The 15,120-nt window shown below is 70.9% G+C and carries 9 protein-coding genes; 6 read left to right on the forward strand and 3 right to left on the reverse strand.

Annotated elements, in window-relative coordinates; all coding sequences use genetic code 11:
* Nucleotides 1–45: 45 nt before the first annotated feature.
* A complete protein-coding gene (gene uvrA, locus AB0J04_RS15695; RefSeq protein ID WP_363168966.1) occupies nucleotides 46–3,123 on the forward strand; it encodes an excinuclease ABC subunit UvrA in 3,078 nt (1,025 codons plus the stop codon).
* 85 nt (nucleotides 3,124–3,208) lie between these two features.
* Here uvrA and AB0J04_RS15700 read toward each other — a convergent pair whose 3' ends face one another.
* The 3 genes from AB0J04_RS15700 to AB0J04_RS15710 form a co-directional block, all read right to left on the reverse strand.
* Nucleotides 3,209–4,120, reverse strand: coding sequence for a carbohydrate kinase (locus AB0J04_RS15700; RefSeq protein ID WP_363168967.1), 912 nt, complete (start codon nucleotides 4,118–4,120; stop codon nucleotides 3,209–3,211).
* Nucleotides 4,117–5,169 carry a LacI family DNA-binding transcriptional regulator gene (locus AB0J04_RS15705; protein ID WP_363168968.1) on the reverse strand — a complete coding sequence of 351 codons (1,053 nt, stop codon included), beginning with the start codon at nucleotides 5,167–5,169 and terminating at the stop codon, nucleotides 4,117–4,119. The genes AB0J04_RS15700 and AB0J04_RS15705 overlap by 4 nt, the downstream gene beginning before the upstream one ends.
* 187 nt (nucleotides 5,170–5,356) lie before the next feature.
* Complete coding sequence (locus AB0J04_RS15710; RefSeq protein WP_363168969.1) at nucleotides 5,357–6,337, reverse strand: hypothetical protein; 981 nt, start codon at nucleotides 6,335–6,337, stop codon at nucleotides 5,357–5,359.
* Nucleotides 6,338–6,646: 309 nt separating this feature from the next.
* Here AB0J04_RS15710 and uvrC point away from each other — a divergent pair, with 309 nt between their 5' ends.
* The 5 genes from uvrC to AB0J04_RS15735 all read left to right on the forward strand — a co-directional run bounded on the left by uvrC (nucleotide 6,647) and on the right by AB0J04_RS15735 (nucleotide 14,911).
* Nucleotides 6,647–8,764: an excinuclease ABC subunit UvrC gene (uvrC, locus tag AB0J04_RS15715; RefSeq protein ID WP_363168970.1), complete on the forward strand. Its 2,118-nt coding sequence runs from the start codon at nucleotides 6,647–6,649 to the stop codon at nucleotides 8,762–8,764.
* The gene (gene rapZ, locus AB0J04_RS15720; protein WP_363168971.1) at nucleotides 8,761–9,768 is read left to right on the forward strand and encodes an RNase adapter RapZ; all 1,008 of its coding nucleotides are present in this window, start codon (nucleotides 8,761–8,763) and stop codon (nucleotides 9,766–9,768) included. The genes uvrC and rapZ overlap by 4 nt, the downstream gene beginning before the upstream one ends.
* Nucleotides 9,765–10,832 carry a uridine diphosphate-N-acetylglucosamine-binding protein YvcK gene (yvcK, locus tag AB0J04_RS15725; RefSeq protein WP_351920777.1) on the forward strand — a complete coding sequence of 356 codons (1,068 nt, stop codon included), beginning with the start codon at nucleotides 9,765–9,767 and terminating at the stop codon, nucleotides 10,830–10,832. Before rapZ ends, yvcK begins: the two co-directional genes overlap by 4 nt.
* Complete coding sequence (whiA, locus tag AB0J04_RS15730) at nucleotides 10,823–11,812, forward strand: DNA-binding protein WhiA (RefSeq protein ID WP_363168972.1); 990 nt, start codon at nucleotides 10,823–10,825, stop codon at nucleotides 11,810–11,812. The genes yvcK and whiA overlap by 10 nt, the downstream gene beginning before the upstream one ends.
* 144 nt (nucleotides 11,813–11,956) lie before the next feature.
* A complete protein-coding gene (locus AB0J04_RS15735; RefSeq protein WP_363168973.1) occupies nucleotides 11,957–14,911 on the forward strand; it encodes a M14 family zinc carboxypeptidase in 2,955 nt (984 codons plus the stop codon).
* The last annotated feature ends 209 nt before the right edge of the window (nucleotides 14,912–15,120 follow it).

Raw genomic sequence — 15,120 nt, forward strand, 5'->3', positions numbered from 1 at the left:
GGGGCCCCGCCCCTGTCACTTCTCTCAAGAAAGGTGCGGACCGGCGTGGCCGACCGTCTCATCGTCCGTGGCGCGCGCGAGCACAACCTCAAGAATGTCTCGCTCGATCTGCCACGCGACTCGCTCATCGTCTTCACGGGCCTGTCGGGGTCGGGCAAGTCCTCGCTGGCCTTCGACACCATCTTCGCCGAGGGACAGCGGCGCTACGTCGAGTCCCTCTCGTCCTACGCCCGCCAGTTCCTCGGCCAGATGGACAAGCCGGACGTCGACTTCATCGAGGGCCTCTCCCCGGCCGTCTCCATCGACCAGAAGTCGACCTCGCGCAACCCGCGCTCCACGGTCGGCACCATCACCGAGGTCTACGACTACCTGCGGCTGCTCTTCGCGCGCATCGGCAAGCCGCACTGCCCCGAGTGCTCCCGGCCGATCACGCGCCAGTCGCCGCAGGCCATCGTCGACAAGGTGCTGGAGCTGCCGGAGGGCAGCCGCTTCCAGGTGCTGTCGCCGCTGGTGCGCGAACGCAAGGGAGAGTTCGTCGACCTGTTCGCCGATCTCCAGACCAAGGGCTACAGCCGCGCGCGGGTGGACGGCGAGACGATCCAGCTGTCCGACCCGCCCACCCTGAAGAAGCAGGAGAAGCACACCATCGAGGTGGTCATCGACCGCCTCACGGTGAAGGAGTCCGCCAAGCGCCGGCTCACCGACTCGGTGGAGACCGCCCTCGGCCTGGCCGGCGGCATGGTCGTGCTCGACTTCGTCGACCTCCCCGCGGACGACCCCGAGCGCGAGCGCATGTACTCGGAGCACCTGTACTGCCCGTACGACGACCTGTCCTTCGAGGAGCTCGAGCCCCGGTCCTTCTCCTTCAACTCGCCCTTCGGCGCCTGCCCCGAGTGCTCCGGCATCGGCACGCGCATGGAGGTCGACCCCGAGCTGATCATCCCGGACGAGGACAAGTCCCTCGACGAGGGCGCCATCCACCCCTGGTCGCACGGCCACACCAAGGACTACTTCGGCCGTCTGATCGGCGCCCTGGCCGAAGCGCTCGGCTTCCGTACCGACATCCCCTTCGCGGGCCTGCCGCAGCGGGCCAGGAAGGCCCTGTTGTACGGCCACAAGACGCAGATCGAGGTCCGCTACCGCAACCGGTACGGGCGCGAGCGCGTCTACACGACGCCCTTCGAGGGCGCCGTCCCGTTCGTGAAGCGCCGGCACAGCGAGTCGGAGAGCGACGCCAGCCGGGAGCGCTTCGAGGGCTACATGCGCGAGGTGCCCTGCCCCACCTGTGAGGGCACGCGCCTGAAGCCGCTCGTCCTCGCGGTCACGGTGATGGACAAGTCCATCGCCGAGGTCTCCGGCATGTCCATCAGCGACTGCGCGGACTTCCTGGGCGAGCTGAAGCTCGACGCCCGCGACAAGAAGATCGCCGAGCGGGTCCTGAAGGAGGTCAACGAACGGCTGAGGTTCCTGGTCGACGTCGGCCTGGACTACCTCTCGCTCAACCGCGCGGCCGGCACGCTCTCCGGCGGCGAGGCCCAGCGCATCCGCCTGGCCACCCAGATCGGCTCCGGTCTCGTCGGCGTCCTGTACGTCCTCGACGAGCCGTCCATCGGTCTGCACCAGCGCGACAACCACCGGCTGATCGAGACCCTCGTCCGGCTGCGGGACATGGGCAACACGCTCATCGTCGTCGAGCACGACGAGGACACCATCAAGGTCGCCGACTGGATCGTCGACATCGGCCCCGGCGCCGGCGAGCACGGCGGCAAGGTCGTGCACAGCGGTTCCTACAAGGAACTGCTCGACAACGCAGAGTCGCAGACCGGGCAGTACCTGTCCGGCAAGAAGGCGATCCCGGTGCCCGACATCCGGCGCCCGCAGGACCCGTCCCGTCGGCTCACCGTGCACGGCGCCCGCGAGAACAACCTCCAGGACATCGACGTGTCCTTCCCGTTGGGCGTGTTCACCGCGGTCACCGGTGTGTCCGGATCCGGCAAGTCGACGCTGGTCAACGACATCCTGTACACGCACCTGGCCCGCGAGCTGAACGGCGCCCGCAACGTCCCGGGGCGGCACACGCGTGTGGACGGCGACGACCTCGTCGACAAGGTCGTGCACGTCGACCAGTCGCCCATCGGCCGCACCCCGCGCTCCAACCCGGCCACGTACACGGGCGTCTTCGACCACGTCCGCAAGCTCTTCGCGGAGACGACCGAGGCGAAGGTCCGCGGCTATCTGCCCGGCCGCTTCTCCTTCAACGTCAAGGGCGGCCGCTGCGAGAACTGCGCGGGCGACGGCACGATCAAGATCGAGATGAACTTCCTCCCGGACGTCTACGTCCCGTGCGAGGTCTGCCACGGCGCCCGGTACAACCGGGAGACCCTGGAGGTCCACTACAAGGGCAAGTCCATCGCCGACGTCCTGAACATGCCGATCGAGGAGGCGACGGAGTTCTTCGAGGCCGTCCCCGCGATCGCCCGCCACCTCAACACCCTGAAGGACGTCGGCCTCGGCTACGTCCGGCTCGGCCAGTCCGCGACCACCCTGTCCGGCGGTGAGGCCCAGCGCGTCAAGCTCGCCAGCGAGCTCCAGCGCCGCTCCACCGGCCGCACGGTCTACGTCCTGGACGAGCCGACGACGGGTCTGCACTTCGAGGACATCAGCAAACTCCTGAAGGTCCTCGCCGGCCTGGTCGACAAGGGCAACACGGTCATCGTCATCGAGCACAACCTCGACGTGATCAAGACCGCCGACTGGGTCGTCGACATGGGCCCGGAGGGCGGCGCCGGCGGCGGCCTCGTCATCGCCGAGGGCACGCCGGAGGAGGTGGCCGCGGTGTCGACCAGCCACACCGGCAAGTTCCTCCGGGAGGTCCTCGGCGCCGAGCGCATCAGCGACGCCGCTGCGGTGAAGGCCCCACGCAGGACGGCGGCGAAGAAGACGGTCGCGGCCAGGACGACGACGGCACGGAAGACGGCGACCGCCAAGACCGCCACCGCCAAGACCGCCACGGCCAAGACTGCCGCCGCGAACACCACGGCGACGAAGAAGGCCGCCGGGGCGACGACGAAGGCGACGCCCGCGAAGAAGGCGACGAAGTCGACGCGGGCTGCCAAGGCCTGACGAGGACACAGGCCGCAAGGCCTGACGCAAGGCGCGAAAGTACGGCGCCCCGCGGGAACTCCCTGCGGGGCGCCGTCCGTTCTCCCTACAGCTCGCCCACCTCGGCGGCGTACGGCGGCTCCGCACCGGCCCGGGAACAGGTGATCGCCGCCGCGCGTGCGGCGAACCGCAGCAACCGCGTCCAGTCCTCGGCACCGAGGAACTTGACGGCGGTGGGGGACAGAGCGTCGCGCAGCGCGAGACCGTGCAGCAGCGCCGCGTTCACCGTGTCGCCCGCGCCGATGGTGTCCACGACGTCGACCTCCTCGCCCGGCACGGGGTGGATCGAGCCGTCGCGGGTGAAGACGCTCAGTCCTGCGCCGCCGTGCGTGAGCACCACGGCCGAGGGTCCGGCGGACAGCCACTCCTGCGGGGTGCCGCCCAGCCACTCGGCGTCCTCCTCGGAGAGCTTGAGCAGGGACACCGAGGGCAGCCAGCTCTTGAACCGGGCCCGATACGCGTCGGGGTCCGGGATCAGCCCGGGCCGGATGTTCGGGTCGAGCGCGGTGAACAGGCCCTGGGCGGCGGAGGCCCGCATCAGCGCCTCGTACGCGCTCGCACCCGGCTCCAGGACGAGCGAACAGGTGCCGAAGGACACCGCCCGCGTCCCTGCGGGCAGCGCGGCCGGGGCTGTGAACAGCCGGTCGGCGGTGCCGTCGACGTAGAAGGAGTACGCGGCCGAACCGTCCTCGTCGACCGTGGCGACCGCGAGAGTGGTCGGCTCCGTGCCGCGCTGCACCGCGGAGACGTCCACGCCCGAGTCCCGCAGTCTGTCGAGCAGCGCCTCGCCGAAGGCGTCCAGCGAGGTGCGGGAACAGAAGGCCGTGGGGGAGCCGAGGCGGCCGAGGGCGACCGCCGTGTTGTAGGGGCCGCCGCCGAGCGCCGGCTGCAGCCCCGCGAGGGCGCCCGTGCCCTGCGGTACCAGGTCGATCAGGGCCTCACCGGCGACGACGATCACAGGGCGGATCCTTTCTCGGAGTTCTTGAACGTGCCGTCCGTGCAGCCGCACGACGTGCGATGGACGAAGGCGCAGGGGAGCCGTACGGTCCGGGCCGGGCGGTCGGGCGCGACGAGGCGTTCGAGGAGCACCCGGACGGCGTGGGCGCCGAGTTCCCGGCTGGGCTGGGCGATCGCGGTGAGGCGCGGGGAGAACAGGTCCGCCCAGGCGAAGTCGTCGAAGCAGCACAGCGCGATGTCCTCGGGCACGGACAGGCCGCGGTCGCGCAGGGCGCGCAGGGCGCCGATGGTCATCGCGTTGTTGCCCGTGACCAGGGCGGTGGGCGGAACGGCCTGGGAGAGCAGGGCCGCCGTGGCTCGTTCGGCGCCGGCCGACGCGGAGTCCCCGTGGGCCAGGAGGCGTTCGTCGTAGGGGAGTCCGGCGGCGGCGAGGCCGTGCCGGTAGCCGGCGATCCGTTCGCCGGTGGTGCTCAGGCCGGGCAGGCCGGAGACCAGGGCGATACGTCGGTGGCCGAGTTCGGCGAGGTGGGTGACCAGTCGGGCCGTCGGCGCCGCGTTCTCGGCGCAGACCTGGTCGAAGCGGGGAGCTACGTCCGCCGCCGCGTCGACGACCCGGTCGAGGAGCACGGTCGGCACGGCGTGGCGGGTCAGGTAGGAAAGGAGGCCGCGCGGGTCCGCGGACGGGGCGACGATCAGGCCGTCGACGCGGCGCTCGTGCAGGAGTTGGACGACCTTGCGCTCGTGCTCGGGCTCGTCGTGCGGATCGGCGATCAGGAGGCTGTACCCCTGTTCCAGGGCCCCGGCCTCGACGCCCTGGAGGATCTCCGTGAAGTAGGGATTGCTGATCGCCGACACCGCGAGCCCGATGGAGCGGGTGCGGGAGGTCACCAGGGAGCGGGCGAGGGTGTTGGGCGTGTAGCCGAGCTCGTCGATCGCGTCGAGGACCGCCTGGCGGGTGTGGGGGAGCACCGGACGGGTGTCGTTCAGCACGTGCGAGACGGTCGCCACGGACACTCCCGCGTGCCGTGCGACATCGGCCATGGTCGGCATCTCGTCGCCTCGTTCCCTCGGACCCGGCAGTGGCGGGCCCATGCCCGCGCCCGGCCTTCCGGCGGGAAGCTATCTCATTTCATTGCCCGCGTAAACGCTTACGCAAGCGTTTACGTCCCCCGAACGGCTACGCGAGTCCAAGCGAATCCATGTGAGTCCATGGGAATCCTGCGAAACTCACGCGAATTCACTCCCAGTCCCACCCGATCCCCACCATGCCCGACCGCACCCGGGGTTCCACGAGGTGCACCGAACGGTGTCGGCCGCTGAACGGCAGTTCCTGGCGGCCGCCGCGCGGGGCCGCCGCCGAGTGCTGGGTGAACCGGTGGCAGCGCACGGGCAGGGCATGCTCGTCGAAGCGGATCTGGAGGGCGTACTGGCCGCCCGCCGCGCCGAAGCCGCGGACGTACTCGCGGCACACGTCGGCGGTCCCGTCCTCGACGCCGTAGCGGAAGAGGAACGTGTCGCCGGCCCTCAGACGGGTGTCGAAGAGGAACTCGGCGACGAGCACGCCGGTGTCGTGGTGGCGGCGGACGCGACCGGCCCGGCAGTTCTCCAGGGCGTGCACCGCCATCCGCTCCGGCGCGCACCCGGGGTCGCCGTGGTGAACGGCCACGAAGCGGTCCACGCCGTCGCGGTGGGCGCGCACGATGTGCTGCGACTCGCGCCCCAGGAGCTCACGGCGCGCCCCGATGCGGACCCGCTCGTGGTGGCCGAGAGTGTGCAGTCCGCCGTCGACGGGGCACTCCAGTTCAACGAGCAGTTGTTCGAGAGCGCCGGAGGCCTCCAGGAACGAGCGGTAGGAGCGGCCCCCGGAGCGCCCGGCCGGCGGGCCGGCGTTCCCGCCGTTCCTGCCGTCTGAGTCGGCGAGCAGCCGGATCAGGGACTCGTCCGGCAGCTGCAGGATCTCCTCCAGCGCGCGCACCGCCCGCAGCGACTCGGGGCGTTGCGGACGCCGGGCGCCCTGCTGCCAGTAGCTCAGGCTCGTCACGCCCACCTTGACCCCGTAGCGCGACAGATGATGCTGGACGCGCTGCAGCGGCAGCCCACGGGCGGCGATCGCGGCACGCAGCGCCACGTGGAAGGGGCCGCCTCGCAGGGCCGTGTCCAGTTCCGCGGTGGGGGCGGCGTCGACGGCGGCGTCCGCGTGCTGTGTGGCGTGCGGCATGCAGGGGCCTTTCTGTGAATGCTCACGACGGCTGGTCGGACCGTTCGCGTGGGTGGTCGGGGCCTTGCCCGTGACGCGGCAGCTCCTTCACATCCGTAAGGCGCCCTTCAGGGCCCCGAGTTCCCCCGCATTGAAGCGTGTTGACCAAGTCCCGACAACACCTGATGCCCGAGTGGCACGTGCGTGTGGCCGAGTCGCTGTCCCCGGGCCCGTCCTCGCGGTGCCCGGTCGTCCACAGCCCCGCCGGACACCCCTGCCGTTGTCCACAGCCCCGTCGGAGTGTCACTCCACGCCAGTAGGGTGTGAGACATGGCCGACCCCTCCAGCTACCGCCCCAAGCCGGGACAGATCCCGGACTCTCCCGGGGTGTACAGATTCCGCGACGAGCACCGCAGGGTGATCTACGTCGGAAAGGCGAAGAGCCTGCGCCAGCGCCTGGCGAACTACTTCCAGGACCTGGCCGGCCTCCACCCGCGCACCCGCACGATGGTCACCACGGCCGCGTCGGTGGAGTGGACGGTGGTGTCCACGGAGGTCGAGGCGCTCCAGCTGGAGTACTCCTGGATCAAGGAGTACGACCCCCGGTTCAACGTCAAGTACCGCGACGACAAGAGCTACCCCTACCTCGCGGTCACGATGAACGAGGAGTTCCCGCGCGTGCAGGTGATGCGCGGCCACAAGAAGAAGGGCGTCAGGTACTTCGGGCCGTACGCGCACGCGTGGGCGATCCGGGACACGGTCGACCTGCTCCTGCGGGTCTTCCCCGTCCGCACCTGCTCCGCCGGTGTCTTCAAGAACGCCGCCCGCACCGGCCGGCCCTGTCTGCTCGGCTACATCGGCAAGTGCTCCGCGCCCTGCGTCGGCCGGATCACCTCCGAGGAGCACGGCGAACTGGCCGACGAGTTCTGTGACTTCATGGCCGGCCGCACCGGCACCTACCTCCGCCGTCTGGAGAAGCAGATGATGGAGGCGGCCGAGGAGATGGAGTACGAGCGGGCCGCCCGCCTGCGCGACGACATCGAGGCCCTGAAGAAGGCCATGGAGAAGAACGCGGTCGTGCTCGCGGACGCGACCGACGCCGACCTGATCGCGGTCGCCGAGGACGAGCTGGAGGCGGCCGTCCAGATCTTCCACGTCCGCGGCGGGCGGGTGCGCGGCCAGCGCGGCTGGGTGACCGACAAGGTCGAGGACGTCACGACCGGCGCCCTCGTCGAGCACGCCCTCCAGCAGCTGTACGGCGAGGAGCGGGGCGACTCCGTCCCCAAGGAGGTGCTGGTCCCCGCCCTGCCCGAGCCCACCGCGCCCGTCCAGGAGTGGCTCACCGGGCGCCGCGGGTCCAACGTGTCGCTGCGCATCCCGCAGCGGGGTGACAAGAAGGCCCTGATGGAGACCGTCGAGCGCAACGCACAGCAGTCGCTCGTCCTGCACAAGACGAAGCGGGCCTCCGACCTCACCACGCGCTCGCGTGCCCTGGAGGAGATCGCCGAGGCCCTCGACCTGGACAGCGCCCCGCTCCGGATCGAGTGCTACGACATCTCCCACCTCCAGGGCGACGACGTCGTGGCCTCCATGGTCGTCTTCGAGGACGGCCTGCAGCGCAAGGGCGAGTACCGCCGCTTCCAGATCAAGGGCTTCGAGGGCCAGGACGACGTCCGCTCGATGCACGAGGTGATCACCCGCCGCTTCCGGCGCTACATCGCCGAGAAGGGGAAGACGGGGGAGTGGACGGACGGCGAGACCCCCCTCGCCGACGGCGTCCCGCTCACCGTCGGAGCCGGAGCCGGAGCCGGAGCCGACGACATGGACACCGCCCTCGCCGGCGGCCTCACTGAGGAGGACGGCCGTCCCAAGCGGTTCGCCTACCCGCCCCAGCTCGTCGTCGTCGACGGCGGACAGCCGCAGGTCGCGGCCGCCAAGCGGGCGCTGGACGAACTGGGGGTGGACGACGTCGCGGTCTGCGGCCTCGCCAAGCGCCTGGAGGAGGTCTGGCTGCCCGGCGACGACGACCCGGTCGTCCTGCCCCGCAGCAGCGAGGGCCTGTACCTGCTCCAGCGCGTCCGTGACGAGGCCCACCGCTTCGCGATCACCTACCAGCGAGCCAAGCGGGCCAAGCGCTTCCGCGCGGGTCCGCTGGACGAGGTGCCGGGCCTCGGCGAGACCCGCAAGCAGGCGCTGATCAAGCACTTCGGCTCGGTGAAGAAGCTGCGGGCCGCCACGATCGACCAGATCTGCGAGGTGCCGGGCATAGGCCGCAAGACGGCCGAGACCATCGCCGTGACCCTCGCGCAGGCGGCGCCGCCCGCTCCCGCCGTGAACACGGCGACCGGAGAGATCATTGAAGACGAGGAACCCGATACGACGGCGGGTTCCCCCGGAGACCCCGTGACGGCGGGCGCCCCGGAAGAACGACTGGGGCAGGAGACATGACCGAGCACGACGCACACCCCACAGCGCAGAGAGAACAGGCGCCCCCGACCTCCGGGGCCGCCGACAGCCCCCGGCAAGAAGCACGCCAGGAAGACGGAGCACAGGTGAGTACGGACGTCACGCCGCCAGGGATCCCCGAGGCGGCCATCCCCGAGCTGGTGATCATCTCCGGCATGTCCGGGGCCGGTCGCTCGACGGCAGCCAAGTGTCTGGAGGACCTCGGCTGGTTCGTCGTCGACAACCTCCCGCCCGCCCTGATCCCCACCATGGTGGAGCTGGGCGCCCGGTCCCAGGGCAACGTGGCGCGGATCGCGGTGGTCGTCGACGTCCGTGGCCGGCGCTTCTTCGACAACCTCCGTGAGTCCCTCGCCGACCTCGAGGTCAAGGGCGTCACCCGGCGGATCGTCTTCCTGGAGTCCTCCGACGACGCCCTGGTGCGCCGCTTCGAGTCCGTGCGCCGACCGCACCCCCTCCAGGGCGACGGCCGCATCGTCGACGGCATCGCCGCCGAACGCGAGCTGCTGCGCGAGCTGCGCGGCGACGCCGACCTGGTGATCGACACCTCCAGCCTGAACGTGCACGAGCTGCGCGCCAAGATGGACGCCCAGTTCGCGGGCGACGAAGAGCCCGAGCTGCGGGCCACCGTGATGTCCTTCGGCTTCAAGTACGGCCTGCCGGTCGACGCCGACCTGGTCGTGGACATGCGCTTCCTGCCGAACCCGCACTGGGTCCCGGAGCTGCGCCCCTACACCGGCCTCAACGAGGAGGTCTCGGCGTACGTCCTCAACCAGCCCGGCGCGAAGGAGTTCCTCGACCGGTACGCGGAGCTCCTCCAACTGGTCGCCGCGGGCTACCGCCGGGAGGGCAAGCGCTATGTGACCATCGCGGTCGGCTGCACGGGCGGCAAGCACCGCTCGGTGGCCATGTCGGAGAAGCTCGCCGCGCGCCTCGCGGCCGAGGGCGTGGAGACGGTGGTCGTACACCGGGACATGGGACGGGAATGACAGGACGTACTCCACGGCTCGGCCGGCTGCGCAGGGTCGCCCTGGAGGGGCGCGCGGGCCGGCCGGTCGAGGCCCGAGGCGGCAAACCGCGCCGCCGCGGCACCCAGCCCAAGGTCGTCGCCCTCGGCGGCGGCATGGGCCTGTCCGCCTCGCTCACGGCGCTGCGCCGGATCACCGGCGACCTCACGGGCGTCGTCACGGTGGCGGACGACGGCGGCTCCAGCGGCCGCCTGCGGGACGAACTGGGCGTGCTGCCGCCCGGTGACCTGCGCAAGGCGCTGGCCGCGCTGTGCGGCGACGACGACTGGGGCCAGACCTGGGCCCGGGTCATCCAGCACCGTTTCCAGTCGCAGGGCGAGATCAACGGCCACGCGGTCGGCAACCTGCTGATCGTCGCCCTGTGGGAGCAGCTCGGTGACCATGTGCAGGCCCTGGACCTGGTCGGCAAGCTGCTCGGCGCGCAGGGCCGGGTGCTGCCCATGTCCGCCGTGCCGCTGGAGCTCCAGGCGCTGGTCAAGGGGCACGATCCGCTGCGCCCGGACGACATCGACACCGTCCGGGGGCAGGCGACCGTGGCGCTGACGCCCGGCGAGGTGCAGTCCGTGCACCTGGTGCCGAACGACCCGCCGGCCGTCCCGGAGGCCGTCGCCGCCGTCCTGGACGCGGACTGGGTGGTGCTCGGACCCGGGTCCTGGTTCTCCTCGGTCATGCCGCACCTGCTGGTGCCCGGCCTGCTCGACGCGCTCATGGAGACGAAGGCCCGCCTGGTGCTCTCCTTGAACCTCGCCCCGCAGCCGGGAGAAACCGACGGCTTCTCCCCGCAGCGTCATTTGGAGGTTTTGGGACGACACGCCCCTAAACTCGCCCTGGACGTGGTGCTGGCCGACGAGGCCGCCGTGCCCGACCGCGACTCGCTGACCGACGCCGCCAAACGGTTCGGGGCCGCGGTCGAGCTGGCGCCGGTGGCCCGGCCCGACGGAACCCCGAGGCACGACCCGGAGTTGTTGGCCGCCGCGTACGACCGTATTTTTCGGATGCATGGAAGGATCGGCCCATGGCGATGACGGCAGCGGTGAAGGACGAGATCTCCCGGCTCCCCGTCACCCGGACCTGCTGCAGAAAGGCGGAGGTCTCCGCGATTCTGCGGTTCGCCGGCGGCCTCCACCTGGTGAGCGGGCGCATTGTGATCGAGGCGGAGCTGGACACGGCGATGGCGGCCCGCCGGCTCAAGCGGGACATCCTGGAGATCTTCGGCCACAGCTCGGAGCTGATCGTGATGGCCCCGGGCGGTCTGCGCCGCGGCTCGCGCTACGTGGTGCGTGTGGTCGCCGGCGGTGACCAGCTGGCCCGGCAGACCGGGCTCGTCGACGGCCGCGGCCGCCCGATCCGGGGTCTGCCCCCGCAGGTGGTCTCCGGCGCGACCTGCGACGCGGAGGCGGCGTGGCGCGGGGCCTTCCTGGCACACGGCTCGCTCACCGAGCCCGGCCGCTCCTCCTCCCTGGAGGTGACCTGCCCGGGCCCGGAGGCCGCGCTCGCGCTGGTCGGCGCCGCCCGTCGGCTCTCCATCGCCGCGAAGGCCCGCGAGGTGCGCGGCGTCGACCGGGTCGTGGTCCGCGACGGCGACGCGATCGGCGCGCTGCTCACCCGGCTGGGCGCGCACGAGTCGGTGCTGGCCTGGGAGGAGCGCCGGATGCGCCGCGAGGTGCGGGCCACGGCGAACCGGCTCGCCAACTTCGACGACGCCAACCTGCGCCGCTCGGCGCGCGCCGCCGTCGCCGCGGGCGCCCGGGTCCAGCGCGCACTGGAGATCCTCGGCGAAGAGGTGCCCGAGCACCTCGCGGCGGCCGGTCGGCTGCGCATGGATCACAAGCAGGCCTCCCTGGAGGAGCTGGGCGCGCTCGCCGACCCGCCGCTGACGAAGGACGCGGTCGCCGGCCGTATCCGCCGGCTGCTGGCGATGGCCGACAAGCGCGCCTCCGACCTGGGCATCCCGGGCACGGAGGCCAACCTCAGCGAGGAGCTCGCCGACAATCTGGTCGGCTGATCACCCGTCAGAGTGCCGGTGGTGTCGTCCGATCGGGCGACACCACCGGCATTTGCGTGGCTTTGAGGCGCTCTTGACTGGATCATGAACTGTCATGAGCCTGGCAGAGTTCGCTGCTGTGGCGAACTCACGCTAGGGGGGTTCATGAGACGCAGAGCGAGATCGATCCTCGCTGTCGGCGCGCTGCTGCTCGGCGGAGCGGCGCTCGCACCCATCGCCCAGGCACAGCCCGGAAGTTCACCGACGCCCGACCCGGACGAGGTCAAGGTCTTCCGCGCCGAGGTCACCAAGGAGCAGGTACCCCTGCTGCTGGCGGCCGGCCAGGACGGCCACGAACTCAGCGAGCAGGCTCCCGAGCAGGGCACCGCCACCGTCGAGGTCTTCCTGACCGACGAACAGGCGAAGAAACTCGGGAAGCAGGGGGTCGAGCTCACCGAGCACACCCTCTCCGCCCGCGCCGAGAACCGCGTGGAGGCGGCTTCGGACGGGGTGTTCCGCCCCTACAGCGGCAGCGGCGGCCTGAGGGAGGAGATCCTCCGCACCGGCCGGGAGAACCCGGGCCTCACCAAGGTCGTCTCCCTCGGCAAGACGGTGAACGGCCAGGACGTCCTCGCCGTCAAACTGACCAAGAACGCGAGGAGCGCCAAGGACGGCTCCAAGCCCGCGGTGCTGTACATGTCCAACCAGCACGCCCGTGAGTGGATCACCCCGGAGATGACCCGGCGGCTGATGCACCACTACCTGGACAACTACCGCACCGACAAGCGGATCAAGAAGATCGTCGACTCCACCGAGTTGTGGTTCGTCCTGTCGGCCAACCCTGACGGCTACGACTACACCTTCCAGGACGACGACAACCGCCTGTGGCGCAAGAACCTGCGGGACGTCAACGGCGACGGCGCGATCACCACCGGCGACGGCGTCGACCTCAACCGCAACTTCGCCTACAAGTGGGGCTACGACGACGAGGGTTCGTCCCCCAACCCCACCAGCCAGACATACCGCGGCGCGAGCCCCGGCTCCGAGCCCGAGACGAAGGCGCTCGACGCGTTCGAGGCGCGGATCGGCTTCACGTACGGCATCAACTACCACTCCGCCGCCGAACTCCTCCTCTACGGCGTCGGCTGGCAGGTCGCCACCGACACCCCCGACGACGTCGCCTACAAGACGCTCGCCGGCACCCCCGACAACTCCGCGATCCCGGGCTACCACCCGCAGGTCTCCTCGGAGCTGTACACGACCAACGGCGAGGCGGACGGCCACGCGTCGAACGTCAACGGCACGGCGATGTTCACCCCGGAGATGTCGACCTGCCAGACCGCGTCGGACCTCGATCCGAACGACCAGTGGAACGCCGCGGACTGCCAGTCGGGCTTCAACTTCCCGGACGACGAGAAACTGATCCAGGACGAGTTCGCCAAGAACATCCCGTTCGCGCTCTCCGTCGCCGAGTCCGCGGCCCGCCCCGACCGGCCGAAGTCCTCGGTCGGCCTGAGCGCCGCCGACTTCACCCCGGCGCCGTTCGCGACGTCCTACTCGCGCGGCGCCGACCAGGAGATCTCCGTCGTCGCCCGCAAGTCGCTCCGCGACAAGGAGCTCAAGTACCGCGTCAACGGCGGCCGTACCCACGACCGGGCGCTCAAGGCATGGAAGGGCGGCGAGACCTACGGCGGCGACGACAACCTGTACTTCGACGAGTACCGCGCCAAGGTGCGGGACGGCGAACCGGGCGACAAGGTCGAGGTGTGGTTCACGGGCGAGACCAGGGACGGCAAGAAGGTCTCCGGTTCGCGCTTCACCTACACGATCGCCGCGCGGCCCAAGGCCGACACGCTCGTGGTCGCCGAGGAGGGCGCGGCCGCCACGCAGGCGCAGACCTACGTCGACGCGCTGAAGGCCAACGGCCGCAGGGCGATCGTCTGGGACGTCGCCACCCAGGGCGTGCCCGACGCGCTCGGCGTGCTGAGCCACTTCGACACGGTCGTCCACTACACGGGCGCGAGCGTCCCCGGCAACCCGACCCAGCTCGAACTGCGCGCCTTCCTCAACGAGGGCGGCAAGCTGATCGAGGCGGGGGAGCGGGCGGGCGGCGCGGTCGACCTCGGCGACGGCACGCCGTCGGACGACTTCAGCCAGTACTACCTGGGCGCCTACTCCCGTACGTCGACCCCCGGCGCCACCGGCTTCACCGGCTCCGGCAGGCTCGGCGGCCTGAGCGGGGCCCTCGGCCCGGCGGCCGGCAACCCGCTCGACAGGGCGGGCACCTACGGGGTCACCTCGGACGAACTGCCCGTCGCCGCGTACCCGCAGTTCGCGAGCGCGGGCGCCGGCCAGTTCGCCGGCACGGTCAACCCGTACGGGCCGTACGCGGGCTCGTACATGGCCGCCGCGGTGCACACCGACGACGCCTACAAGCGCCTCACCCGCACCATCGACCTCACGGGTGTCGGCGCGGCGAGCGCCCCGGCCTTGCGCACCCAGCTGTTGTGGGACACCGAGCCCGGCTACGACAACGCGATCGTCGAGATCCACACGGTCGGCGCCGACGACTGGACCACGCTCCCCGAGGCGGGCGGCGCCACCAGCGCCGTCGTGCCGGCGGAGTGCGGGGCCGGCTTCTACATCGGCGAACACCCGTGGCTGGCGCACTACCTCACCCTCGGCTCGGGCGGCTGCACCGCGACCGGCGCCACCGGCTCCTGGAACGCCCTCACCGGCGCCTCCAACAGCTGGCAGCAGGTGAACTTCGACCTGAGCGCGTACGCGGGCAAGAAGGTCGAGGTCTCGATCTCCTATGTCACCGACCCCGGCAGCGGCGGCCACGGCGTCCTCGCCGACGACGCCTCGCTGGTCGTCGGGGGCACGGCCACCGGGACCGAGGGCTTCGAGACCTCGCTCGGCGCCTGGCAGGCCGCCGGTCCGCCCGCGGGCAGCCCGGCCGTCCTGAAGGACTGGACGCGCACCGGCACCCTGTTCCGGACCTATGGAGCGGTCACCACCGACGACACCGTGCTGCTCGGCTTCGGCCTGGAACACGTCATCTCGTCTGCCGACCGAAAAGCGCTCATCGGGAAGGCTCTCGACTCACTTGAGAGCTGACACGCCACAGTCAACCTCGCGTGAAAGTTCGTGATCAAATCGAGTGACAAGGCCTTCGGGCCCGGGCGGTCCGTACCTCTACTGGCGGGTACGGGCCGTCCTGCCGTGTATGGGGCGACTCGATGTCACCACGGGGCCCTCGGAGAGGTAGGGTCGTGGGTGGTCGGGGACATCCCAAATACAGCTCGCCGGCACCGCATAGCCGGCGT

Source organism: Streptomyces sp. NPDC050263 (genome assembly GCF_040655955.1).
GTDB lineage: Bacteria > Actinomycetota > Actinomycetes > Streptomycetales > Streptomycetaceae > Streptomyces.